The sequence below is a fragment of the Cellvibrio sp. UBA7661 genome, from assembly GCA_002483365.1.
Lineage (GTDB): Bacteria > Pseudomonadota > Gammaproteobacteria > Pseudomonadales > Cellvibrionaceae > Cellvibrio.
On the sequence record DLHT01000003.1, the window covers coordinates 1 to 25,535 of the forward strand.

26 protein-coding genes are annotated in these 25,535 nt (G+C 49.0%); 4 read left to right on the forward strand and 22 right to left on the reverse strand.

Annotation, left to right across the window (positions count from 1 at the left end; genetic code table 11):
* The 6 genes from B2739_RS00300 to B2739_RS00325 form a co-directional block, all read right to left on the reverse strand.
* A partial coding sequence (locus tag B2739_RS00300; RefSeq protein WP_331343886.1) for a hypothetical protein occupies positions 1–227 on the reverse strand: 227 nt, incomplete at its 3' end.
* Positions 228–350: 123 nt separating this feature from the next.
* On the reverse strand, positions 351–644 hold the full coding sequence (locus tag B2739_RS00305; protein ID WP_331343887.1) for a hypothetical protein: 294 nt from the start codon (positions 642–644) through the stop codon (positions 351–353).
* 206 nt (positions 645–850) lie between these two features.
* The gene (locus B2739_RS00310; protein WP_331343888.1) at positions 851–1,318 is read right to left on the reverse strand and encodes a hypothetical protein; all 468 of its coding nucleotides are present in this window, start codon (positions 1,316–1,318) and stop codon (positions 851–853) included.
* Between the two features lie 127 nt (positions 1,319–1,445).
* Positions 1,446–1,820, reverse strand: coding sequence for a hypothetical protein (locus tag B2739_RS00315; RefSeq protein ID WP_331343889.1), 375 nt, complete (start codon positions 1,818–1,820; stop codon positions 1,446–1,448).
* 151 nt (positions 1,821–1,971) lie between these two features.
* Positions 1,972–2,388 (reverse strand): hypothetical protein, encoded by a 417-nt coding sequence (locus tag B2739_RS00320; RefSeq protein ID WP_331343890.1) that lies wholly within the window; start codon positions 2,386–2,388, stop codon positions 1,972–1,974.
* 148 nt (positions 2,389–2,536) lie between these two features.
* Complete coding sequence (locus B2739_RS00325) at positions 2,537–2,953, reverse strand: hypothetical protein (protein ID WP_331343891.1); 417 nt, start codon at positions 2,951–2,953, stop codon at positions 2,537–2,539.
* 244 nt (positions 2,954–3,197) lie between these two features.
* Here B2739_RS00325 and B2739_RS00330 point away from each other — a divergent pair, with 244 nt between their 5' ends.
* Positions 3,198–4,169 (forward strand): integron integrase, encoded by a 972-nt coding sequence (locus B2739_RS00330; RefSeq protein WP_331343892.1) that lies wholly within the window; start codon positions 3,198–3,200, stop codon positions 4,167–4,169.
* Between the two features lie 23 nt (positions 4,170–4,192).
* On the opposite strand, the gene B2739_RS00335 is transcribed toward B2739_RS00330, so the two are convergent.
* The 8 genes from B2739_RS00335 to ectA all read right to left on the reverse strand — a co-directional run bounded on the left by B2739_RS00335 (position 4,193) and on the right by ectA (position 13,739).
* Positions 4,193–5,599, reverse strand: a complete 1,407-nt coding sequence (locus B2739_RS00335; RefSeq protein WP_331343893.1) for a PepSY domain-containing protein — start codon at positions 5,597–5,599, stop codon at positions 4,193–4,195.
* 99 nt (positions 5,600–5,698) lie between these two features.
* Positions 5,699–8,050 carry a TonB-dependent receptor gene (locus B2739_RS00340; RefSeq protein ID WP_331343894.1) on the reverse strand — a complete coding sequence of 784 codons (2,352 nt, stop codon included), beginning with the start codon at positions 8,048–8,050 and terminating at the stop codon, positions 5,699–5,701.
* Positions 8,051–8,180: 130 nt separating this feature from the next.
* Positions 8,181–8,774 carry a GNAT family N-acetyltransferase gene (locus B2739_RS00345; RefSeq protein WP_331343895.1) on the reverse strand — a complete coding sequence of 198 codons (594 nt, stop codon included), beginning with the start codon at positions 8,772–8,774 and terminating at the stop codon, positions 8,181–8,183.
* Positions 8,775–8,962: 188 nt separating this feature from the next.
* On the reverse strand, positions 8,963–10,378 hold the full coding sequence (locus B2739_RS00350) for a sodium/proline symporter (RefSeq protein ID WP_331343896.1): 1,416 nt from the start codon (positions 10,376–10,378) through the stop codon (positions 8,963–8,965).
* A 17-nt stretch (positions 10,379–10,395) separates the two neighbouring features.
* Positions 10,396–11,310, reverse strand: coding sequence for a TPR end-of-group domain-containing protein (locus tag B2739_RS00355; protein ID WP_331343897.1), 915 nt, complete (start codon positions 11,308–11,310; stop codon positions 10,396–10,398).
* Positions 11,310–11,702 carry an ectoine synthase gene (locus B2739_RS00360; protein WP_331343898.1) on the reverse strand — a complete coding sequence of 131 codons (393 nt, stop codon included), beginning with the start codon at positions 11,700–11,702 and terminating at the stop codon, positions 11,310–11,312. Before B2739_RS00360 ends, B2739_RS00355 begins: the two co-directional genes overlap by 1 nt.
* Positions 11,703–11,750: 48 nt before the next feature.
* Entirely contained in the window at positions 11,751–13,025 is a 1,275-nt protein-coding gene (gene ectB / locus B2739_RS00365) for a diaminobutyrate--2-oxoglutarate transaminase (protein ID WP_331343899.1), read from the reverse strand.
* Between the two features lie 102 nt (positions 13,026–13,127).
* Complete coding sequence (ectA, locus tag B2739_RS00370) at positions 13,128–13,739, reverse strand: diaminobutyrate acetyltransferase (RefSeq protein WP_331343900.1); 612 nt, start codon at positions 13,737–13,739, stop codon at positions 13,128–13,130.
* A gap of 317 nt (positions 13,740–14,056) precedes the next feature.
* Between ectA and B2739_RS00375 the strand changes: the two genes are divergently transcribed.
* The 3 genes from B2739_RS00375 (at position 14,057) to B2739_RS00385 (ending at position 17,815) form a co-directional block, all read left to right on the forward strand.
* Positions 14,057–14,557, forward strand: coding sequence for a MarR family winged helix-turn-helix transcriptional regulator (locus B2739_RS00375; protein ID WP_049631022.1), 501 nt, complete (start codon positions 14,057–14,059; stop codon positions 14,555–14,557).
* Between the two features lie 119 nt (positions 14,558–14,676).
* Positions 14,677–17,196, forward strand: coding sequence for an ExeM/NucH family extracellular endonuclease (locus B2739_RS00380; protein WP_331343901.1), 2,520 nt, complete (start codon positions 14,677–14,679; stop codon positions 17,194–17,196).
* Positions 17,197–17,212: 16 nt separating this feature from the next.
* Positions 17,213–17,815, forward strand: coding sequence for a cohesin domain-containing protein (locus B2739_RS00385; RefSeq protein ID WP_331343902.1), 603 nt, complete (start codon positions 17,213–17,215; stop codon positions 17,813–17,815).
* A gap of 92 nt (positions 17,816–17,907) precedes the next feature.
* Here the strand turns inward: B2739_RS00385 and proB are convergent, their stop codons facing one another.
* From proB to B2739_RS00425, 8 genes are all read right to left on the reverse strand, one after another.
* Entirely contained in the window at positions 17,908–19,032 is a 1,125-nt protein-coding gene (proB, locus tag B2739_RS00390; RefSeq protein ID WP_331343903.1) for a glutamate 5-kinase, read from the reverse strand.
* A 128-nt stretch (positions 19,033–19,160) separates the two neighbouring features.
* Positions 19,161–20,360, reverse strand: coding sequence for an Obg family GTPase CgtA (cgtA, locus tag B2739_RS00395; RefSeq protein WP_331343904.1), 1,200 nt, complete (start codon positions 20,358–20,360; stop codon positions 19,161–19,163).
* 189 nt (positions 20,361–20,549) lie between these two features.
* A complete protein-coding gene (gene rpmA, locus B2739_RS00400; RefSeq protein ID WP_049631027.1) occupies positions 20,550–20,810 on the reverse strand; it encodes a 50S ribosomal protein L27 in 261 nt (86 codons plus the stop codon).
* A gap of 16 nt (positions 20,811–20,826) precedes the next feature.
* Positions 20,827–21,144 (reverse strand): 50S ribosomal protein L21, encoded by a 318-nt coding sequence (gene rplU / locus B2739_RS00405; protein ID WP_049631028.1) that lies wholly within the window; start codon positions 21,142–21,144, stop codon positions 20,827–20,829.
* A 154-nt stretch (positions 21,145–21,298) separates the two neighbouring features.
* Complete coding sequence (locus B2739_RS00410) at positions 21,299–23,317, reverse strand: putative bifunctional diguanylate cyclase/phosphodiesterase (RefSeq protein ID WP_331343905.1); 2,019 nt, start codon at positions 23,315–23,317, stop codon at positions 21,299–21,301.
* A gap of 94 nt (positions 23,318–23,411) precedes the next feature.
* Positions 23,412–24,362 (reverse strand): alpha/beta hydrolase, encoded by a 951-nt coding sequence (locus B2739_RS00415; RefSeq protein WP_331343906.1) that lies wholly within the window; start codon positions 24,360–24,362, stop codon positions 23,412–23,414.
* A gap of 85 nt (positions 24,363–24,447) precedes the next feature.
* Positions 24,448–24,813 carry a hypothetical protein gene (locus tag B2739_RS00420; RefSeq protein ID WP_331343907.1) on the reverse strand — a complete coding sequence of 122 codons (366 nt, stop codon included), beginning with the start codon at positions 24,811–24,813 and terminating at the stop codon, positions 24,448–24,450.
* 186 nt (positions 24,814–24,999) lie between these two features.
* Positions 25,000–25,494 (reverse strand): DUF2799 domain-containing protein, encoded by a 495-nt coding sequence (locus B2739_RS00425; RefSeq protein ID WP_331343908.1) that lies wholly within the window; start codon positions 25,492–25,494, stop codon positions 25,000–25,002.
* Between the last annotated feature and the right edge of the window lie 41 nt (positions 25,495–25,535).

Sequence of the window (25,535 nt, forward strand, 5' to 3'; positions counted from 1 at the left end):
CCGATGTTGGCGGTAGGGATCAAAGCTTTGGCTAGGCAAAGGTTTTGTTGAAATGTCAGGCGTGCGTCCAGCAACGCTTTTGGTTGTGGGAATTGAAAGTTTACATATTCACGAAGAAGCTCTTCGACAAGCAAGTGACCTTTAAGAATTACTATAACCCTATCTGTGCTATCGATCGAGAGATGAGAAAAAAAACGACTTACGTCTGTTGTCCAATCCTTATTCAAGTGTTTGCCCCCTTCAGTTCTAACGTTGCGTTCACCTGCGGATTGTGAGTAGCGCGTTGCGATAAACTTCGCGCTGCGATATTGCAAAAGCGCTACTTACAATGCGTCAGGTGCAATGCTTTGTTATGAATTACTTTCTATGAAATTAACTTCAATAAACTTTGCAGTTATAGTGTCACCGCTTTGCACTTCAATTTTGCAGTTTCCACTTTCAAATAAAACTTTATTTATTGAATTTGAAGGCCCCCAAGAGCTTACATGTGGAATAAAGAGTTCAGTTACGCCAGATAGCTCTAAGTAGTTCAAAACGGACTTTTGCCGATCAGGACAATAGCGCCAGATTCCAATTTTTACAGATGCACTTTGCCAATGATAGTTAATTTGTTCAATGGTGCAATCATGGAGGTCTAAGTTCATTAATGCTCTCATTTGGGTATTTATTATTGCTGTCCGACGAGATGAATTAAAACTTCCATATTTCTCGATAGTACATTACGGAGCTTTCATAACGCCGCGATAAATGGTGGTTTTTAAGTTACACTTTTTCCGTAAAATGGAGCGCAGCGGAATGGAAAAGTGCAACTTAAAAACCATCCATTTGATTGCTTTGTTAGGTATTTAGCTCATGGCTTGCTAAATAATCTAGAGAAATAGCCTTTATTCCAAAAAGCCGAAAGCCTAGCTGTAGATAAGAAGTATTTTTCAACTTTTTCAGGATTATGAACTTCGAGATCACTCCAAAATTCAGAAGGCGCAATAAATAAGGAATGAGCATCACCATTCGTGGCCCTGAATTGACGAATTTCATAATTCGGCTGCAAAAGATTGTTTGCCGAGTCTATGAGTGACTCCTGTTTAGCTTGAATGGGTACTTCTATGTTAGTTGTTTTACCATCGATAGCTATTCTGTAGGTATTTGGAGTTATTTCAGTGAAAAGAATATATGCACTGGGCAAAAAACGAATAATTTCCTCCAGAATTTCAGAGAATCCGTCGCGCCAATCAATAATTGCGCAATTGTCAGATGTTGCAAAATCTTGAATTGCGTCTTCATCATTCTCGAAAACTCTATTTAGTAATTCAAGATTCATATTTTTACCTAACGTTGCGTTCACCTGCGGATTGTAAGTAGCGCGTTGTGATAAATTTAGCGCAGCGATATTGCATAAGCGCTACTTACAATGCGTCAGGTGCAATGCTTTGTTATGCTTTGCTCATTTATGATAATGCTTGAAATTTTACTGATTTTGAAATAACAAAATCTTGGTCATGTTCATTAATTTCTATAGCCTCATTGAAAGGGTCTAGGGAAATATAATAAAGACCAGTTTGAGCTTTAAAAAATTTATACCTTTCAATACTATTTCCGTAACTATGAGATGAGTAAAAGCAATATTCCTCTACACCTAAAAACTCTAGCCTAATTGATTCAAAGTCGCTTTTAGTTCTCATTTGGAATTCAAGGCCGACCACTCTCACATATTCCTTTTCATATATTTCAATTTTTGTAAGTGACGTATCTAGCAGAGAATTTTCACCTACAAGAAAATCTAGTACATTCTCATTAGCCTTCTGCTCGCAATTGCTTTTCATTCCCTAAAGCCCCATCAGTCTTAATTTTTCATTTAGCATAACGCCCAGCTCAGCCGCAGTTTGTAAGTTGGTGTTTTGTGGGATTCTTTTGCGAAGCAAAACCACAAAACTGCGACTTACAAACTGTCCAGCACACGTAGTGTGCGGGTTGCTACGCTTTGTTAGGCTTTTTATACCCAAGCTTGGAATTCACTAACAGCAATAAAGCACCAGAAACTATAGCAACCACAACTAAAGACCATGACTGCAATTGTGACCCCATGTATATAGCAATAATAGACCCAACCAAAAACACCAGATAAGAGATTTGCTTTTTGTAAGAAGGAGCAACAAATATGGCCGTTGACAACACAGCAATAGCTGATAGAGCAACAAACCCATGAATTGTAAAATCCAATATATTTACAACAGCTGGGTTTTGGCAACCAGCTGAACCTATTTCATTTTTAGGGCAGATACTTTTTTCAATTAAACGGTAAATGAAAAAACCTGCAACTAAAACGACATACCACGTTGCGTAAATAGTTGGTACCAAAGCAAGCCAACGAAGTGCGATTATTTTTTTCATAGCAGCCTAACGTAGTGTTCAACCGCAGTTTGTAAGTGGCGCATTTACGATAAACTTCGCGTAGCGATTCGCTAAATGCGCTACTTACAAACTGTCGAGTGGAAGCGCGAAGCGCTGGAACGGTGTTGGAACACCTTGTTATAAGTGGCTAATTGAGTACGCCTTTCTTTATTAAGTTATGCACGTAGAAACATACAGCAACCCAAACACCAACCCCCATTGCTACATTGACGATTAAAAATGTAGCAATTCCAATACTTTCAATAACATCAGTTTTCTGCCAAAACCAAGCTACTGATGTAATTGCGATAACTACTTTCGCATAAAAAAAATATAGAGCGACTTTCTTAAGGAGAAAAAGAAGTATGCATGCACTTATTGTGATTGTTAGTTTAGTAAATATTACCGCGTAATCAAAAAACATATACGTCTCAAGTATTACGTTTAATTCGGAATTTGAATTTTCAATACCCAAAAGATAGCTTATGTAGACATAGAATCCCCATGCAGCCGATAGACCGAAGTAGAGACATATAAGCCATACAGGAATGGGGATGCTTTTCATTTTATTCCTTATAACAATGTTATTAGACGGAAAGATTCCGTATTTTCTACCGGAAACTTTCCGCCTTAATTTTTAAAGAGTGTTTTATAGCATAGACCTCAATTACGCGCCATTACAGAGCCTTAGCCTGATACCCCAATAGGAATGTAGGCGTGAAAGGCGGAAAAATTCCTTGCTAATTTTCGTATTATGAATATAGTTACTGTATATGCAAACAGTTATCTATTTATAACACGGAGCACGCATGCACAAATCTCCTTTTCTTTCCGGCATTTACGATGAAATGATGCGGCGGCGCTACGCCAAGCGCACCATTGAGTCTTATCTCCACTGGATTAAGGGATTTATTCTATTTCACAACAAACAACATCCTGGCTCTTTGAAAGATACTGATGTTGAAACCTACCTCGATTATTTAGTACTTAAGCGCAACGTTGCAGGCCCAACACAAGCACTGGTATTAAATGCGCTGAACTTTCTCTACAAAGAAATCCTACAGCAGCCACTCTCACTTGAACTTCGCTTTGTTAAAAGCCAAAAACCGCGCAAGCTTCCAGTTGTGCTCACCCGCGAGGAAATTGGCCAGCTCTTTGCAAATATTCACATTAATCATTATTTACCCGCCGCACTTATGTACGGCAGTGGCCTCAGGTTAATGGAGGCGGTTCGTTTACGCGTTAAAGATATCGATTTTGATTATTGCTGTGTGCGAGTATGGAATGGAAAAGGAGGTAAGCATCGCACGGTAACTCTCGCACCAGAATTAAAAAAACCGCTGCAGGCGCAAATTCAACGTGTAGAAAGTTTTTTAGTGAGAGATATTGATAATCTAACCTACGATGGAGTTTGGCTGCCTCATGCATTGCGCCACAAATATATTGCAGCAAGCAAATCGTTGGATTGGCAATATTTATTTCCATCAGATCGCTTAAGCACCGCTCCGGAAGATAATCAGTTGCGGCGTCATCACATTGATGAAACAGGCCTACAAAAAGCGATTAAGGTTGCTGCGCAAAAGGCAGGGATTCGGAAGATTGTGAGTGCACACACTTTGCGCCATTCTTTTGCAACTCACTTATTGGCATCCGGTGCCGACATTCGCACCGTACAAGATCAACTTGGCCACACCGATGTAAAAACAACGCAGATTTATACCCATGTGTTGCAAATGGGTGGAAATGCAGTCAAGAGTCCTTTTTCAGCATTAGGAAAATAGCCGTATTGTGCAAGCGCTTTTGTTTATTGGCGCTCCAATCCCAGCCATTGGCTAACGGGATGAATGCGCCGCAGAATTAAAAACTCCAGCAACAATAAGAAAACCAACGACATCGCCAGTAGCGGTAAAAATATTGCCAAGCCAAGGGGGATGGCGACGACTGCAAATCCGACGCGCACTGGCATTGCTGGCGGCGCACCTAACACTGAATCGGGTTTGCGTTTGCGCCACAGAATAAATCCGCTGACGCACATCAAAATTAATCCTGTGCAGGTCAGCACACCTAACACCAGATTAAACCAGCCAAACAAATAACCTTCGTGTGCAGCCACACCGATGCCGATGGCTTTATCTACTAATTTTTTCTCGGCGAAGTTGGATTGTTTTTCAATACTGCCATCGGTTTTGATCCACACATCGGTACGCAGTGGGCGGTTCTGGCTTTGCGAGGATGCCTTCCAGGTGTGGTGATGCGCATGACCGTTAACGTGATGCACAGAAGCCACGCTTAAATCTACTGGCGGTGCTAATTGCAATGCATCTGCTGTGCGTAACACCTCGGGGGTAAGGTCAAAACTCTCTACTGCTTGCGCGCGCCAGTGTTGATGCTCTTGCGCGCGGCTTTGCGACCAATCTTGCTGCGCAGAAAAATCGATTGTGCGCACTTCTTTTAGCGCTGCGCCCCACACCATCGCCCAGGGCAAACCGGTAACCAATAAAAATAATGCGAGTGCAGAAATCCAAATACCGGTAACAGCATGGATGTCGCGCCAGAAAGTGCGGCTGCCTTCGCGCAAGCGCGGATACAACACACCTGCCAAGCCTTTGCTATTGCGCGGCCACCATAAATACAAACCGGAAACGATCAACACAATTGCCCAACAGGCAGCAAGCTCAACCAAAATAGAACCGACATCACCGATTAATAGTTCGCCGTGAATGGTTTTCACCACATTCATCAGTTGCCATTGGCTTTGTTGTTGGCCAACCACTTCTGCGGTGTAAGGGTTAACAAATACTTGCCAGTTTTGCTCGCCTTGCACGCTAATTAATACGGCTTCATTTTCTGCTTGTGGCAAGCGATAACTTAAAAACTTTCCGTTAGGAATTGCATTCAGCGCCGCCTGTATCTGTTCATTGGCAGGCACGCGCTCACCGGAAACAGTCAGTGAATGATATTGGCTTTCTTGCCAACTTTCGTAATAGGGCTTGAACAGATAAATAGCGCCGGTGATGGATAACAGAATCACAAATGGGATGCAAAAAATACCGGCGTAAAAATGCCAGCGCCAAATAGTGCGATAGAGGGCGCGGGTGTTATTGTTTTGGCTGATGGTGTTACTGGCATTCATTTTTTTAACCTTATAAATAATTTTTTGTCTCGCACGGAATGCGTTTGCGCTTGGGGTGAATAGTTTTTGAAAACGCATAAACCCATCCATGGGGCTCCCACAATTCATCACTGACTTGAGGGTTTCAAAATCTATTCACCCCAAGCGCAAACTCAAATCACCATAAATTTGAAGAAATCACAAATCGTAAGAAAGACTTAGATAATAACTTCTGCCCGGCCATGGGTGGGCGACATAGCTGATTTCATCAGTAACGTTATCGATACCGAAACCTACTTCAAGATTGTCACTCAGGTCATAGGTGGTTTTCACACCAATGCGCGTATAACCATCCTGCGCGCCCATTACATTTTCAGCAGTATCATCGTTCTGCAAACGGCCAAAACTTTTATCGGCATATTGTACGTTTGCACTTAAATCCCAGCGCTCTGTCGCATGGTACGTCGCCATTAAATTGCTGCGCCAGTGCGGCATACGCGGGTAATCATTGCCTTCAATGCTGGGGGCGTTCGGGTTCGTATCTTCAACGGTGCTGTTATCGGTGATGATTGATTTGGTGTAAGCGATATTAAAACGGACATCCAACTCCGGCACTAACACGCCGTAGCGATTTAAAATTAATTCTACACCGTCGGTTTCCACTTCATCCACCGCAGAGAAAGTCGTGACTGATGGCACAGGTGAGCCGCTGGGCAAAAGCGTAGTTTGCGATTCAATCGAGTCTTTGACAGTTTCGGTAAAAATATTGATGCGCGCATAACCAGCATCAAATTGCTTTTCCAACATCAGGTTGTGATGCAATCCATTTTCCGGTTTTAGATCTGGCCGCGCTTCTACTGCCGACGAATAGGATTGGCTCTGCGCAAATAATTCTTCCACAATCGGAAAGCGATAAGCTTTTGCTAACGAGTAACGCACTAACCAGGTATCTGCAGGAATATAGCCGAGTGAAAATTTGGGCGAGAATTGATTGCTGGATACATCGGCAACATCGACCAGATCGTATTCCGGTGTTGTCGCTACGTCTTTACTGAAATAACCGCCTTCACTTTGCCAGCGCTCGTAACGCCCGCCCAAGGCAATATCCCAGCGATCATTAATATCCCAATTGGCTTGCACAAACGCAGCGCTGATATGGGTTTTACCGCCGCTGCGGCCGGTGTAACCGGCGAAGTCACCTTTCGTCCAACGCGTGGAATTATAAGTATCCAAATTTAACTCATAGGCTTCGTAGCGCGCACCGGTAATTAATTCCAAACCATCAACGCCTACATCAGAAAACGTGAATTTTCCTTCCAGTGTTTGCCAACCAGTGTCTTCGTAATTGGTCGTGAGGCCACGGTTTTTGAACAGTGGATCTTGCAGCGCATGACTGGAGGCGCGATTGTTATCTTCCAAAATCCGGAAGTCGCTCATATTGGCTTCAAAACGCGTGTGCTCGTTTAATTCACCTTTGATGCGCAAACCAGTGGATAAACTGCGGCGATCCAATTCACTCGCACCCAAGCGCGATCCAGGCACATTAATGGCAACACCGTCCTGAATAAAATTGCCAGACCATACAGTGTCACCCGCGCTGTTGCGCAAATAACTGTTGGGTGTATCGCGCAAAGTATTGCGGTCTTCATAGGCGATATTTAACAAGCTCGACCAATTTTCAAAATCGTAACCCAATTTGATTTTGAAATTATCGGTCACCGCTTGTTCGATACCAGTATCGCCAAAATAGTAGGCGGGCTTGCCATACACATCTTGATCTGTAATCAAACCGCTGACCGGTGTTGCGTTAGCGAGTGTGCGTTTACTATCAAAATAATAGGACTGCGGTTGGCTTTTGTTTTCCAAGCGGTTGTAGGAAAGATAAATACTAAAATCGCCCAGGTTTTCACTGCGAAAAGTATCGCCGTAAGAGACAAACGTTTTGTAGCCGTCCAATGTATCGCTAAAACCATAAGCGGAAAAATCCTGCACAAAATAATCCAGATCCACATGCACTTTGCGCTCTTGTGGTAACGCGGTTTCAATCAGGATTACACCGCCCATGGAATTGCCGCTGTATTCGGCAGAGAAAGGGCCGTACAAAATTTCCACCTGCGCAATTTCGCTTGCGCTCACCATGGTCCAGCGCGGCGCGCCGCTCCAGCGGGTTTGCAATAAATAATGCAGGGGAACGCCATCGGCAAATACCATCGAGCGCGGTGTGGCAAACATATTAGAGCCGCGCAAACCGAGCGTGCCATTGGAATCACCAATGTAGCGTTTGCGGATCACAATGCTGGGTTCGTATTTGACGAGATCTTCGGTGGTGGTGGCATTGATGCTGACCATGTCTTCTTGCGTCAGCACACTGGTAGGGTTGGTATAGCCGGATGCCGCACTGTCGCGCGCCTCACCCCAGACTTTTACCTCTTCAACTTCCTGCGGATTTTTCGTGCGCTTTTTCTTCAATACCTCTTCATGCGCATGCGCTGCACCCGCCACACCCAAGCTGGCAAGTGCAATCACCAGCAATGTTTTCACCTGTTTCACTCGCCCCACCCCAATCGTTTTGGCTGTTATTTTCAGGGTGGAACATTAGGCGTTTTGGCGCGTCACGCACAGTGACAAATTGTCGCAGGGGCGCGGCAATTTGTCACAGCGCAAGTGCTGGTAAAAACGCTTAATCCAACCAGCGCCGCATCGCCGAAATATGCGAGCCGCTGGATTTAAGATCGCTCAATAGATCAGGTGTGACCGGCGCGCTGCGGTTGGGGAGCGGAGAAATTCGTAGCAGGTATTCGCTTTGTTTGTCGTCGGGTGAAGGTTTAATAGAAGTGACAAACGATTTGATGGGTAGTGCACCTATGTCGCGCGCAAAGCTGTCGAACATCGACCAGGAGATACTGTTTTTGATGCCTATCGCCGTGACCAGATGAATGGCCTGCTCACAGCCCGGCTGTGCGATCAGCCAATGCAGCATTTTTTTGCCCAAGCCCAAATCGCGCAAGTCCTGGGCGACAACCACTTGCCACACGAACAGGGTATTAGGCTCGTTGGGGGGATAATAGGCCGAGACAAACCCCACCAATTGGCCGTGAAAAAAGGCCGCGACCGAGGTTTGGGCGAAGTGGCTGCACTGTAAAAGCGTGCATTGGACAGAGTTACCATCGAGCACTGGCGTGGTGGCCAGCAGGGCGTTCAGGGCATCGCCATCACTGGCGAGCGGGTGGCGAAATTCAATCTTATCGAGCAAAAGATCGTTTCTGGCGTTCATACAAACCTCCATACAGCGTCTTTGTCTACACAGATGCAGACGTTTAGATCACAGCATACTGACTTATCCAACATTCATAGGCTCATCACTCACAGGAACCAATGAATCGTTAGTGAAAGGGTGGATAGTTCCGACTCTGGGGCTCTGCACGGAGTTCCGCATCTTTACATTTCTAATAGATTCATTCGCTATAGGTGCCGATTGAGTAACAACCGCCAAATACCCGCAAACAAAAGACACAACAATAAGGCGGGCATTCCCTGGTATACATCGGCGCCGTTATGCACCCACCCAGCCACGCCAAAATGCCAAAGCAATACACTGGCGCACCCGAGCAGCATCAGCACCAATGCCAGTGTTTCAGAAACAGGCACACGCATGAGCAACAATAAAATAAGTGGCAAGAAGCAAGCACCCAGCATCGCCCAGGAAAAAATAACCAACGCAAATACCGATTGGCTATTTACCAGCGCCCACCCCAAGGCACCGAGCGAGACCAACAGGGTTGCCGCTTTGGCACCATAACGGGAGGAAAACTGTTTGGGGAACAGATCCTGACTAAGAAAAGAGGAACAACTCAGCAACAGTGAATCGGCGGTTGAGATAGTTGCCGCAAAAATCCCTGCAAGCACCACCCCAACCATCACTGGCGGCAACAATTCCATGGCGATACTGGGTAGCGCCAACTCACTATCAAACCCCGCCGCATCCGGCAAATACAAGCGCGCCAGCATACCCACAGCAGTGGCCATCGCATAAAACACCAAAAACCACAGGTAGTACCAGATGCGCGCACGCACAAATCCCCGCTCGCTGTTCAATGCTAGAAAACGCACCATGATGTGCGGCTGGGCAACCACCGAAGCCCCGGCAATTAACCAACCGATAAAGAACAGGATCACCCCGCCACCCCCCGGGAGAATGACACTGTACGAGGTGAGCGATAGAAATCCAGGGATCGCCGCCAGCCCTTGCATGACTGCACTCATACCGCCAAGAGTATTGACCAGGCTGAATAGCATCAGCCCCATCGCCACCACCATCACCAGCGATTGCGCTGCATCCGTCCAGATAGAAGCGCGGATACCACCCGCCAAACAATAGGCCATCACCAATACTGCACCGAGAACAGCGCCCGACCATGCAGGCCAATGCAACAATACCTGCAAGGCTTTGCTACCTGCGACCAACTGTGCGGCCGCATAGGCCAACAAAAAAACCAACGCGATCAACGCAGCAACCACGCGAAAGCGACTGCCACCAAACATCGCCCATTGATGCAGCGTGCCGATATAACTGCTTTGGTTGTGCTGCAACGCCATACGCCGCATTTTTTTATGCACGTATAGCGACGCAAGCAAATCCCCCAGAATCCAACCCAGCATCAATAATCCGGCCGACACACCAACAGTGTAGGTGTAGCCAATGACACCAATAAACATGTAGCCGCTGTTGTTGGTCGCCACCGCCGACAACCCAACCAACCAGGGCGATACGCTGCGGCTGGCAAGATAATAGTCTTGCGCGGTATTACGCCGGAAAAAACTGGAGGCAATACCCACCAACAAAAAAATGCAGAGACAAAGAATAAAACTCGCCAGCATCCCTAACTCCTCTTAATTTATGATGTTTTTTTCGCCGCCTTTTCATTTAACAATTGTTCAAATGCAGGCAGATGATGCAGCGGCTGCAGTGCAGGATCTTTGGCGAAATCATCCAAACGCGCATCGCCATTGATCAAGGCTTTGGTGAGAAATTGAATCGCATCATCAAAATGGGAAAGCGCGGTGTGCGCGCAGGCGAGCTGGTAAAACGCGTGGGCATTGGCCGGATCAAGTTGTAGCGCGCGCTGGCATAAATTAATCGCCCACTGCGGTTCATTGGACTCAAGTGCGGCATCGGCTTTGTAGGTCAGCGCTTCGCAATCGCGCGGATTAAGCGCGAGTATCTGGTCGTAAATCGTAATTTTATTGGCCGGTGTATTTTCTTGCGCGGCGCGCAACCAGAGCGCGTGAATTTCTTTTGTTTTTTCTATCGCCTCGCGATTTTCATCGATATAGGTCGATTTTTCGCGCAGCTCTAATTCAATTTCGCGCAAACGGTCTTCATAAGCACCAATTAATTTGCGCAATTCTTTATCGGCGATATTGCCCATCTTTTCTTTCATATCGCGGATCGATGACCAACCGACAATCACCAATACCGAACTGACCGCTGCAATGATATAAAAAAGATTGGACACCGTACTGGTGGCGTAACTGACACTTTTATCAACTGCATCAATCTGGCGATCAGTAATCTGTTGCACAAACTCCACCCGCTGCGCAGCCATATCGGTACGCAGGGATTTCAGTTCATCCAGAATGTAGCGTTCAGTGAAGGGCGTATAAAGTGGTTGCTGTAATTTCTCTACTTGTTGCTGCGCTTTTTCTGCAGCATCTGTTTTGATGTGTTGATCATCAGCCGCAACAGAAACCGCACACCACAAAAAGCAGCAGGCACATAACAGCGCCTGCCCAAGCGGGGAGTTACTCATTAAATTGCATCCGCTTCCAGTGCATAGGCACCTTCGGCATTGTGCACCTCGCGCCCCATGAGCGGTGGATTAAACACACACACCAATTCCAGTTCTTCAAACGCGCGCAAAATATGTTTATCGTGTTGATCAAGCACATACAAAGTGCCCGGCGCAATGCTGTGAGTTTCACGCCCGGCAATATCCACTACCTCACCTTGACCGCGCACACAATAAACCGCCTCAATATGGTTTTGATAATGCATTTCCAACTCAGCGCCTTTCACAATGCGCGTGACATGAAATGAAAATCCCGCCTTATCACTTTTTAATAACAGGCGATTACTTTCCCAACCGGGAGCACTTACACAGCGACCTTGTATGGCTGCATCGGCTAATTTTCTGACGATCATATTTACCTCTGTTTTTTGTCGGTTGCTATTCGTTGCATTGACTTGCTTTTACGCAGTCTTGAGCGATGGATAATCATTTAATGCGGCAGTAAAACTGCGTCCAAGAATATTCAGGCCTTTCATTAAATCTTCTTCACTGATAGTCAGCGGGCAAAAACATTTCACCACCTGACCATGATTGCCCGCGGTTTCAATAATCATTCCGCGATCAAATGCATGGCGACAAATCGCCTCGGCAATATCGCCGTTTTCGCATTCAATGCCCTGCATAAATCCGCGGCCTTTTATGCGCAGTGCCAAGGGTTTATGTGCATCCACAATGGCCTGCAAACTGCGCGTAACCAACTCTGCCTTATGCTGAATATCGCGCTGGAAACGGTCGTCGCCCCAATATAATTTTAATGCTGCAGCTGCAGTGACAAACGCATGGTTGTTGCCGCGAAAAGTGCCGTTATGTTCGCCCGGCTTCCATACATCCAATGCAGGGTTGAGCAACACCAATGAAAAAGGCAAACCAAAACCGCTGAGCGATTTTGATAAGGTCACTATGTCGGGTTTGATACCGCTGGATTCAAAACTGAAAAAATGCCCGGTGCGGCCGCAACCCGCTTGTATGTCATCCACAATCAATAACATATCGTGCTTGCGACAGAGTTTTTGCAAACCTTGCAGCCAGGCATCGCCCGCAATATTTAATCCACCTTCGCCCTGCACTACTTCAACGATCACCGCTGCGGGCAAATCAACGCCGCTTGATGGATCGCCCAATAATTTATCCATCATTTTGAGCGTATCGGTGTCGCGCCCGTGATAACCACAAAAAGGCATGCGTTCAATATTGCCAAGCGAAACACCGGCACCGCCACGGTGGTGGTCATTACCAGTGGCCGCAACCGCACCGAGCGATACACCGTGAAAGCCATTGGTGAATGCAATAATTTTTTCGCGGCCTTTTACTTTGCGCGCAATTTTCATTGCCGCCTCCACTGCGTTAGCGCCGGTCGGCCCGGTAAACTGCGCGCGGTAATTCAATTCGCGCGGCAATAAAATGACATCGCGCAGGGTTTCCAAAAATTCTGCTTTGGCAGTGGTGTGCATATCCAAACCATGCGTCACACCGTCGTTTTCGATGTAGTCCATCAATGCTTTTTTAAGCAAAGGATTGTTGTGCCCGTAATTGAGTGAGCCGGCACCCGATAAAAAATCGAGCCAGGGATTGTCTTTTTCATCGTAAAGATAACTGCCACGCGCGCGCTCAAATACCACCGGAAAACTGCGCGAATAGGATCTGACTGCCGATTCCATCTGTTGAAACACTTGCATAATCCATCTCCTGTTTTTTTTGAGAAAATATTTTGGATAAAAGAATCCCCTGCGCCGATAGACATCGGCACACATACGCATCAGCGGGGATGATTAACGGATTTACTCTAACCAGCGTTTACCGGAAGGGAAGCGCAGACGGCTGCGCAAATCGGAATAAAAATGGGCGATAGAATCCTGCGGGCGATCAGGCAAAGGCGCAATGCGCAGCAGATATTCATCGTCATGCTGCCCGGCAAAATGCCGCTCGCGCTCGAACAACATTTCCTTTACTGGCTGCGCATGCCAATCGCGCGCAAGACTTTCAAATAGCGACCAGGAGGCGCGGTTATCCGGCGTAATACTGGTAATCAATTGGCGCGCCGATTCAGTGCCCGGCTGCGCAACCAACCAATTCAACATGCGCTTGGCCAAGCCGTGGCCACGGAATTTTGCATCCACCACCACCTGCCATATAAACAGGGTTTCAGCGTCGTTAGGTAGCAGGTAGCCGGAGATAAAACCGATCAGGCGCTTATCGATAAGAGCCGCAACGGAGGTGTCAGCAAAGTGCTGGCACTGCAACAGGTTGCAATAAACTGAATTGGTATCTAATGGTGGGCTGGCCGTAACCAGTTGATTGAGGTGGAAACCGTCGGTAGCGCGAGGATGGCGCAGTTCCAATCTATCCTCAAACTCCAATGTATCCTCAAAAAGATCGTTTCTGGTGTTCATAAAACCTCCATAGCGCGTCTTTCTCTGCCAAGCACGATAAAACCTGACTGCACTTTTATTACAACACAAAGTACTTCTATGCTGATTTAAGAATGGCAATAACCTGAAAACCTTATAAAACGCCTGGAAGCCGCTTCAAAGTGGGCAAATTATTACCTTGAATACAAATTACTTACTTAGTGTACAAAACATTATTTTGTCTGTCCAGTCTAAATAACCCGTGCAATCTTTATCCGCGAGAGTGACAAACATGCCAACAACAGGCATGCTGGCACCTGAAAACACCCGTAATTACTGCCATCTACCACAAAATACCTATGCAACCTATAGATCAAGTACTGACCAGCCTGCGCCGCGTGATACGCGCAATTGATTTGCACTCAAAGCAATTAGTCAAAACTGCCAGCGTCACCGGCCCACAATTGCGACTGCTGCAACTTATCCGCAGCCAGGGCGATGCCACGGCCAGTGAACTGTCCGATGCCATGAGCCTGAGCCAGGCCACGGTCACCAGCATTTTGGATAGGTTAGAAGATCGCGGGCTGATCGAACGTATCCGTTCGCAAACCGACAAACGCAAAGTCCACCCGCGCCTGACCGATGGCGGCAACGCATTACTCGATAAAGCGCCCGCCGCATTGCAAGACAACTTTGTGCGCAAATTTGATCAGCTGCAAAGCTGGGAGCAACACATGATTATCGCCTCACTCCAGCGGCTGGCCGAGATGATGGATGCCGAGCATATCGATGCATCGCCCTATCTGGATTTGGGCTCGCTGGATCGCCCCATCGACAAACACCCTCACGAAAAAGACTGATGTGGCCATTCACAAAAACATCATCAAACCGCCTTTTTAACGCCACAGCCCCGTAACAAAACCCGCCTAAGCTGCGCTCCTTGATCACTAAACCCTTCCGGTTTTCCAAGGAGCGCACCATGAAAACCTTTGCACAACCTCTATTGCCATTGGCGTGTTTACTGGCCAGCTTCAGCGCCATGCCTGCTGCGGCTAATGTGTATTTTTCTGAATACATTGAAGGCTCCAGCAACAACAAAGCACTGGAAATTTATAACAGCAGCGACAGCGCCGCTAATTTAAGCGGCTATAAAGTCGAGCTGTATTTCAACGGCAGCAACAGCGCCGGATTGACCATTAACCTCACCGGCACCATTCCCGCGCAGGGCGTATTTGTGCTCGCACATGGCAGCGCTAACGCAACCATTTTGGCAAACGCCAACCAAACCAATGGCTCCGGCTGGTTTAACGGCGACGATGCGATTGTGCTGAAAAACGGCAGCACGATTTTGGATAGCATTGGGCAAATTGGTGTTGACCCCGGCAGCGAGTGGGGCACCGGTTTTACCAGCACCGCTGACAATACCCTGCGCCGCAAAACCACCATCACCCAGGGCGACACAAACGCCAGCAACGCCTTTGACCCCGCAAGCGAATGGGAAGGCTACGCGCAAGATACCTTTGATCACCTTGGCACCTATCAGGGCAGCAGCAATGGCGGTGGTAATAACGGTGGCAGCGATGGCGGAACAAGCGACCAATGCGGCACAACCGCAACGCGCATCGCCAGCATTCAAGGCGTAGGCACTGCCAGTTCAATGATCGGCAATAGCGTCAGCGTTGAAGCCATAGTGGTTGCGGATTTCCAACATGCGAATCAACTCGGCGGATTTTTTATTCAGGAAGAAGATGCCGATAGCGATGGCAATGCCAGCACCTCCGAAGGCATTTATATCGCCAGCACTAGCGCCGTTACTGTGGGCGACCGCGTGCGTGTCACCGGCACGGTTGCGGAAACCTTTCAGTTAACCCAGCTCAATAATGTCAGCGTCACTGTGTGTGCCAGCAACCAAACATTGCCAACAGCAGCCACTATTTCTCTGCCGGTGACTTCACTCAATGCGTTTGAAAATGTTGAAGGCATGTCGGTTGCGATTGCACAAACACTCACCGTAAATGAAACCTACCAATTGGGTCGCTACGGACAAGTGCTGCTCGCCAATGGCCGCTTGCAACAACCGACCAATGTGGTTGAACCCGGTGCCGCCGCCAATGCGCTGCAAGCGCAAAATAATTTAAATAAGTTGATGATGGATGACGCGAGCAATGTGCAAAATCCTGATCCGGTTATTTTTCCGGTGCCGGGTTTATCTGCAGATAACACTCTGCGCAGTGGCGATACCGTTGCGAATCTGCAAGGTGTCATTACTTACGATTTTGGTGTGTATCGCATTCTTCCGACTGCTACGCCGAATTTTGTGCACAGCAATGCGCGCCCGTTGGCACCAATTACCGATGCGGCGGCGAATCTAAAAATCGCCAGCTTTAATGTGCTGAATTTTTTTAATGGCAACGGCAGCGGCGGCGGATTCCCAACCTCACGCGGCGCAAATACCGCCGCAGAATTTGCGCGGCAAAAAGCTAAAATTGTAAGCACCTTGGTTGGCTTGAATGCCGATGTTATCGGCCTGATTGAAATAGAGAATGACGGCTACAGCAACACCAGTGCCATTGCCGAATTAGCTGCTGCGCTGAATTCCGCAACGGGCACTAGCGCATGGAAATTTATTAATCCGGGCGTGAATAAAATCGGCAGCGATGAAATTGCAGTGGGTATTATTTATCGCAGCGACAAAGCCACACCCATTGGCACAACAGCAATTTTGGATTCCAGTGTTGATGCACAATTTATCGATACCAAAAACCGCCCCGCGCTGGCACAAAGTTTCCGCACGAATAACAACCGCGCTATTGCCACGGTGGTTGTCAATCACTTGAAATCCAAAGGTTCGGATTGTAATGACTTGGGCGATACCGATATTGGCGATGGCCAAGGCAACTGCAATATCACCCGCACCCAAGCAGCAAGCGCATTGGTGAATTGGCTGGGCACAAATCCAACGGGTTTAAATGACCGCGATTATTTAATCATCGGCGACTTGAATGCTTATGCGAAAGAAAACCCCATCACTACAATCATTAACGCCGGATACACCGATTTAATTAATCGCTTTGGCGGCAGCAGCGCTTACTCCTATGTATTCGATGGCCAAGCCGGTTATTTGGATCACGGTTTGGCGAGCAACTCACTGACACCGCAAGTACTGTTTGCCGCTGACTGGCATATCAATGCCGACGAACCCATCAGCCTCGACTACAACACCGAATTTAAATCCGCCGCGCAAATAAACAGTTTTTATGCGACCGATGCTTATCGCTCATCCGACCACGACCCGCTGGTGATTTCTCTGAAATTAATTATCGACCTGGACGGCGACGGCGATGTGGATAAAAACGATGTGCAAATCGTTACCAACGCACGCGGAACAACACCCGGCACATTCGACCAACGCGATGTGAATGGCGATGGTGTGATTAATGTTAACGATGCGCGCGCACTCAGCGTGCAATGCACCCGCACCGGTTGCGCTACTAATTAATCTTAAGGAGTTTGCAATGAAAAAATTCTTCGCCAGTTTATTAGCGCTTGGGTTAAGCCTATCGCTCAATGCTAATGCCATCAGCATTGATCTAATTGCCGATAAAACTACCGCCAGCATTGGTGACAATATCGAACTGCAAGTGCGCATCAGCGGCTTGGAAGGAGCGAGCGCGCTCGGCAGTTACGATGTCAATGTTCATTACGATAGCGATCTATTCAGCATTAGCAACATCACTTGGGGTGATGCAATACAAGGCAACCAATTAGACCTCTTCGGCTTTGGCAGCCTGCAAGACAACAGCAGCAACCTTGGCTGGTTAACTATGCTGGAAGTTTCTTTTGATGAAATCGCCGATTTGGAATCGCTGCAAGCGGGGGAGTTTACCTTGTTCAGTATATTGCTCAGCGCAATTGCTCTTGGCAGCGGAGATTTTTCGCTAACCACCAATGCAATAGGCGATGCTTACGGCCAGGATTTATTTATCGACACCATCAACAGCACGACAGTCAATGTAAACGCAGTCGCTGTACCCGAACCATCGGGAGTGTTGTTATTGTTAGTCGGCCTTATCGCTGCTGCATTATTGCGCTCAAGATTGTCGCGCTCATCAAAATAAACATTAATTCAGTAAAATCTACCAATAAAAAAACCGCTCACTGATAATGAGCGGTTTTTTATTTTTATTGCGCTAAAGCCAATACCTGCTTGCTAACTTAACACCAGATTGTCGCGGTGAATTAATTCGTTATCGTCGCGGTAACCGAGGATCTCGGCAATTTGAGAGCTGGGTTTGCCAATGATTTTGCGCGCTTCGTCGGCGTGGTAATTAATTAAACCGCGAGCAATTTCTTTTCCGGTTAGATCTACGCAAATTACCATATCACCACGGGTAAAATCGCCGCGCACTTCTTTTACTCCCACCGGCAAAATGCTTTTGCCCTGCTCACGCACTACACGCACAGCACCGTCATCCAGCACAATAGTGCCGCGTGTTTGCAATTGGCCGGAAATCCAACGCTTGCGCGCCGCTTGCGGTTGTTGTTCTGCCCACAAAAAAGTCCCCAGGTTTTCACCGGCGGCTATTCGTAGCAACGCATTTTCAATTCTGCCACCGACAATGACCGTATCGGCACCCGAGCGAGCCGCCACACGCGCAGCGCGCACTTTGGTGATCATGCCGCCGCGCCCAAGTGCGCCACCGGTGCCGCCCGCCATTTGTTCAAGGCGCGAATCATCTGCCGCAATTTCACTCAACAATTGCGCGTTGAGATTATTGCGCGGATCACTGTCGTACATGCCTTTTTGGTCAGTGAGGATCACCAACAAATCCGCTTCAATTAAATTCGCAACCAACGCACCAAGTGTGTCGTTATCGCCAAAGCGAATTTCTTCGGTGGTGACAGTATCGTTTTCATTTATCACCGGCACCACATTAAAACCAATCAGGGTTTTCAGTGTAGAGCGAGCGTTTAAATAACGCTGACGCGACGAGAGATCGTCGTGATCCAACAGTACTTGCGCGGTGAGCAAACCATAACGCTGGAATTCAACTTCGTAGGTTTGGATCAAACTCATTTGGCCGACCGCAGCGGCAGCTTGCAGTTGATGGATTTCGGTGGGGCGCGCAGCCCACCCCAAACGGCGCATACCGGCCGCAACTGCACCCGATGAGACCAACACCAACTCAATACCGCGCAAGCGCAGTTCGGCCATTTGTTTTACCCAACCGGCAATGGCTTCCGCATCCAGACCTTTACCGTCGTTGGTCAGAAGTGCGCTGCCAATTTTTACTACCCAGCGTTTGGCTTGGGGAATGATGTCTCTTTTACTCATGCGCGAAATACACTTCAAAGGAATTCGTTAAATTTATCTGCAAAACCGCCAGCGCTTAATGCAACACGCCCGGAGCATTGCCCGGGCGTGAGGTTACACTATTTTTTTATATCCGCTAATCAGCACAGTTAGTGATTAACGTAAATGACTTCAACGTCGTAATCATCTTCATTGAAGTTATCATCATCTTCGCCGCGTGCACGACGCGCTTCACGCTGCGCCTGACGCAATTCTTCAATGCGCTCACGCGCTTCTTGCGCCATCTGGTTTTGCATTTCCAATTCACGCTCGCGCGCTTCAGGGTTGGATTTTTCTTCTTCCCAAATTTCTTCCAACAAATCCATCGCCTTGCCCGCGAGTGGCATGGTGCCTTCGCGGTTTAATGCGGAGATACGGAATACCGGGCCAGTCCAACCCAGCTCATCCACCACTGCCTGACAGCGCGCTTCCACTTCATCGGGCGGAAGCAAATCGATTTTATTGAGCAACAACCAACGGTCGCGCTTGGCAAGCGTCGGGCTGAATTTTTCCAATTCGTTGGCGATGATGCGGACATTGTCAGCGGGATTGGTTTCATCCACCGGTGCCATATCGACCATGTGCATCAATACGCGGCAGCGTGTGAGATGTTTGAGGAAGCGCACACCGAGACCCGCGCCTTCTGCAGCACCTTCGATAACACCGGGAATATCCGCAATCACAAAACTGCGATGCTGTTGCACTTTGACCACACCGAGATTCGGCACCAGTGTGGTGAACGGATAATCTGCCACTTTGGGTTTGGCCGAACTCACCGCGCGGATAAAACTGGATTTACCGGCATTGGGTAAACCGAGCATGCCCACATCGGCAAGGACTTTTAATTCGAGCTTTAAATTGCGCGACTCGCCGGGAGTACCGGGCGATGTTTTGCGCGGCGTACGGTTGGTACTGGTTTTAAAACGGGTATTGCCCAAACCGTGGAAACCGCCTTGAGCGACTTTTAATTTTTGGCCAGGCTCGGTCAAATCGCCAAAGACCTCTTCGGTATCCAGATCGATAACCGTTGTACCGACGGGAACCGGCAAAAATAAATCGGCACCTTTGGCACCGGTACAATCTTTACTGCCGCCTTTTTCGCCATTTTCGGCGCGATATTTGGGCACAAAACGGTAATCGATCAGGGTATTCAGGTTTTCATCGGCAACCAGATACACACTGCCGCCGTCTCCGCCATCACCGCCGTCCGGGCCACCTTTGGAAATAAACTTTTCCCTCCGGAAGCTCATGAATCCGTTGCCACCGTTACCGGCTTCAACATGAATGGGGGCTTCATCAACAAATTTCACAACACACTCCAGAGGAATAAAAAAACAGAAATAATATGTTTCACTAACAAACAGATAGCACCTTAATCGCTGCCATCCTGAATACCCATCTTCTTAAACATAAAAAAGCCCTGACGGAAACGGCAGGGCTTTTTTATTGTTCTTTATCGCCCACTGCAAGCAGCAAGCTTGGCTGGTTTCAGCGCAGTATTAAACAGCAGGAATAATGCTGACGTACTGACGGCCAAAAGCACCTTTGATTTCGAACTTAACAGTACCGTCCACTTTCGCGAACAGAGTGTGGTCTTTACCCAGACCTACGTTTGGACCAGCGTGGAACTTGGTACCACGTTGACGAACGATGATGCTGCCGCCAGAAATCAATTCACCGCCGTAAGCTTTTACACCAAGGCGTTTCGCTTCTGAATCGCGACCGTTACGGGAACTACCTACCCCTTTCTTGTGAGCCATTTTCTAAACTCCTCAATTAACCTTTGATTGCAGTGATTTTCACTTCAGTGAACCACTGACGGTGACCTTGACGCTTCATGTGGTGCTTACGACGACGGAATTTGATGATTTTCACTTTGTCCGCACGGCCGTGAGAAACTACTTCTGCAGTTACGGTAGCGCCATCTACAACAGGAGCGCCAATCTTGACGTCTGCACCGTTGGCAACCAGGTAAACTTTGTTGAATTCAACAACGCCACCGGTGGCGAAATCGATTTTTTCGAGTTTGAGGGTTTCACCCACAACTACGCGATGCTGTTTACCACCGCTTTCAAAAATTGCGTATGCGCTCATTCTATGCTCCAAGACGCTGGACGACACGAAGTAGCCGGGCGACATGCCCTATGGCGTTTGAGACTAGCGTCGTATACCTGCTTTTGCAGGGGCGGCGATTGTATGCCAAGGGCGAGTGTCACTGCAAGCTGAAATTGGACACTTTATAAGCAATCTAGCCTTTCTGCGCCAACCATTGCGCCACATCCTCGACCACCATCGGGCGGGCAATCAAATACCCTTGCAGATAATCCACCCCCATAGCTACCAACAGGTGTTGTTGCTCGGCCGTTTCCACCCCTTCCACAACCACCCTGAAACCCAACCCGCGCGCCATGGAGACAAGCGCCAGCAGGAGTTTACGCGCGCCCTGGTCGAGCGACTGGATAAAACAGCGGTCGATTTTAATGATATCTACGGGCAAGTGACGCAGATACGCCAAAGACGAATAGCCGGTACCGAAATCATCAATAGCAATGCTGACCCCCAGCGCCCGCACCTGCTCCAATACCTCGCAGATAGTTTCCAGATCGTGCGAAAACACGCTTTCGGTGATTTCAATTTCCAGGCGCTGCACCGGCAGACCGGTCAATTCAATGGCGCGGCGCACATCACTGACCAGATCCCCGGCGAGGATTTGTTGTACCGAGACATTTACACTCACCATCGCATCGCTCGGCCAAAGCATGGCCGCGCGGCAGGATTCCAGCAGCACCCAGCGTCCAAGGGGCATTATCAAACCACTTTCTTCCGCGACCGGGATGAATAAGACCGGTGAGACAGTGCCCAACTCAGGATCGTCCCAGCGCAGCAGTGCTTCCAGTTTGCGCGGGAGATCGGTGCGGCAGGGTTCTATCGGCTGGAACACCAGCGTCAGGCTGCGGCTGTCGAGCGCCGCGTGCAGAGCGAAGCGCAACTTCTGGCGAAGACGTATTTCCACTTCCATTGCGGTGTCGAATAAGGCTATGCCTCCGGCACCACGCTGGCGCAGATCCTGTTTGGCGATAGAGGCGCGATAGCTGAGCGTTTCCAGATCCTGTGCATCTTCATCGACGGTAGCGATCCCCAGAATCACATCGACCGCCACCAGGCCTATATCGGTGTCGATAGTCGATTGCAGGGCGGCGCGCAAAAACAGGCTGCGATCATGCCAGCGCCGCTCCGGGTCATGCAGCGTCAGTGCGAATTCGGCGGTGCCGGTACGCGCCAACAGGAATTTGCCCTCGGCAAAATCGCGCAGGCGATTGGCGATGGCCAGCAGCACCTGCTCACAGGTACGCGCCCCCTGCAGCTCGATCAAATCAAAACGCCGGATTTCCACCGCCACCAATGCGAGTGGCAGATCACCCGCACTGGTGTCCAATTGTTGATGCAGCTCGCGCTCGAAGGCGCTACGGTTCAGCAATCCTGTCAGACTGTCGAGCGCTGCCATCTGCGTCAGCTCGCGGGCATAGCGCTCTTTAAGGCTCATCTCCAGCTCCAGCGTCTCCACCTTTTCCGCAAGCTGGATCTCCAGGCTGGATTTAGCCCGCTGCAACGCCTTGCTCTGCGCATATACGCGCTCGATCTTGCGGTTGCGCTCCTGCGCAATCTGCAATAAATGGTTGGCGCTTTGGCTGGCTACCCGCGCAAAACCCGTCAACCCGATGAACAGAGCAATCCCCAGCGCCGCGATCACCAACTCATCGCGCTCACCGGTATTGGCGAACATCACCACCAAAGGGCCGATCAACAGCGCAATAAAAGCGCGGCTTGTCCACGGCGATAGCGCCAGCACATTCACGCTACCGGCAGCGACGGTCGCCATCACCAGTGCAATCACCAGACGTTCGGAGGAGGTCGATAAAGGGAAGAAAGCGATGGTAAAGCAAGCCCACAGCGCGCCCGCAACCAGCGACAGGGCGAGGAAAATATAAGTGGCACGCAGGGATTGTTGCGCACTGGCCGCCATGCTCCAGCGGTAGCGCCAGCAAAGCCAGCTGGCCAAACGCACCGCACCCACAATTTGCATCGCCCACCACCACAGCCAAAGCTGCTGGACATCGCGGTAGTAGAGCATCAGCGCCGAACTGGCGACAAAGGTAAAAATCAACACATTGGGCAGCTGGCGATACATCACCAGCGCCTTTTCATGGGTCAATTCCAGCAATTCACGCGAGCGCCCCAGCACCGGCGCGGAATGTGAGGAATTCATAACTGCATCTCCTAATACCGAACTGCACCGCCTGCTATCTGTGCTATCTGTTTCGGATAGCGCATGCAGGGTTCCCTGAGCGATCGACCTGATATCACATCATCCAGCCGCGTTCGCGCATCCAGGCTTCAAGCGCCTGCGGCCAACTGGAAATGCTGCCTTGGCCCTGAATCATTCCCACGCCATGGATGTTCGACTGATACACATGCAATTCGGATTGTTTATTGTGTTTTTGGACTTCAGTAAAAAACGCGAGGCTATTGGCCACTGTGACAGCCTGATCGCCAACCCCATGCAGCATAAACACCGGTGGTACTTTATCGGTCACTTGAAATTGTAAGGAATTGTCATGCAGCAGTTTGGGATCAGGGTTTGCACCCAGCAGCGCCTTGCGCGATCCGGCATGTGCATCCGGGCCGTAGAGGGCGATCACCGGATAACCCAGCACCGCAAAATCCGGACGGGCGCTGATATCGGCCAGAGGGTCATCCAGCAGGTTGGTATAAGTGAAGCGGGTTGCCACGCTCGCCGCCAGATGGCCACCGGCCGAGAATCCCACCACCCCGATTTTGCCGGGGTCTATCCCCCAATCGGCTGCATTCTGGCGCACCAGGCGCACCGCGCGCAGACCATCCAACAAAGGCGCAGGGAATCCGTACTCCTGCATGCGGTACTTGACAACAAACGCCGCCACACCACGCGCGGCAAACCATTTGGCGATGTCGTATCCCTCGTGATCAATCGCGAGGCGAACATAACCGCCACCGGGGAAGATCACTGCCGCGGCACCGGTGGCAGTACCTTCTTCCGGCCAGAAAGGGGTCATTGAAGGGTTATCGACCACATACACACGCTGGTCTTTAATGTGCTCCCGGTCGGGTTCGACCAAAGGTTTTTCCGCCCACAAATACAGAGGCTCGGCAGGTAATTCAGTCACGGGGTCGGCAACTCCAGGCAGGGGTATTAATAACAAAACAGCCCCCATGCAAATGCATAGGGACTTGAAGGCGTTCAAGGCCATAGAAACGTTTGAAGGCTGCATCATATGCTCTCACCGGCGATTACTATCCATCAACAAGGCGAGAGCTTAGCAAACTTATCAGATAAATAGCGCGAACTCTGCGGTCACATCAATGCCGGAACTGGGACTCCTCATCGCCCCACCAATGATGCTGATGCCAGTCAACCCGGGTGGGATCTGCTGCAGTCAGCAGTAACTGGCCAGCCGCCAATTCCCAATAGATAAATTCCTGCTTCAGATCACCCCAGAAGTGGCCGGTATCTTGTTTGATATATTCGCGCGCCAGGCGAACCTCATCGCCCAGCATTTCTTCGGCAGTGAGTTCGAGTTTGACCAGATCGTCAACCTCATGGCTGAAGCCTTGCCTGACTGCGCTCAAAGCGCCAGTCTCCTCCGCGCTGAAAGGCAAGTCCATCTGGTTGGAGTGATAGGGATTATTGGATGTGGTAAGCGTGGAACGGTCGCCGGATTTCATAAAACACCTCTCGCATAGCTTCAAGATATTTATACTCACTCAGGCGATGCAGCTTCTATCATCACCGCCCTTATCTCAGTTTACACCCGGTACAAAGTTTCACCAGATGCCACCATCGATACCTTAATTCCCCGCTCACCCTCAGGACTCCACAAGGCTTTGTGTAACAGCCCAATTTCATCCTGACTACATGCTATCGTCAGCTGTTGCTGTACCAGTGCCCGAATCTCCCACGCCATAGCTACGCCCCAAGTTGCCGCGCCGCATACTACGCTGCTCCTTTTCATCTACAAGCGTCTTAAGCTGTTGCAGCTTTTCCTTATAGACACGATTACCTGCAGCGTAACCTTGCTGGAAATTATCGCGAATCTCTAACGGACAAATATCCGGGAGCGCTTGGTTTGATGAACCCAATTGATAGCCAGAGTCATAGGTACAGACACCAATTATTTCTCTCGCATACCCATCGATAAACGCTGACTTCGCACCTGACTCCAGACGAGAACCACAGCTTTCTATATAGGCATCAAAACTTCTGACAGGCTTATATGCTTTAGCCGCTTGGGTGCCGAGCTCTTTCCAGTTCTCACCGCTACAGCCAAGGTTGCTGACAGGCTTGCCAGCACCCGCACAACCACTCAATAAAACGATCAAAACGGTAGACATCAATATCTTGAACATTTCCAAACCCTCTGTTGCCTGAAGTTATAGTTCCCCAAGAT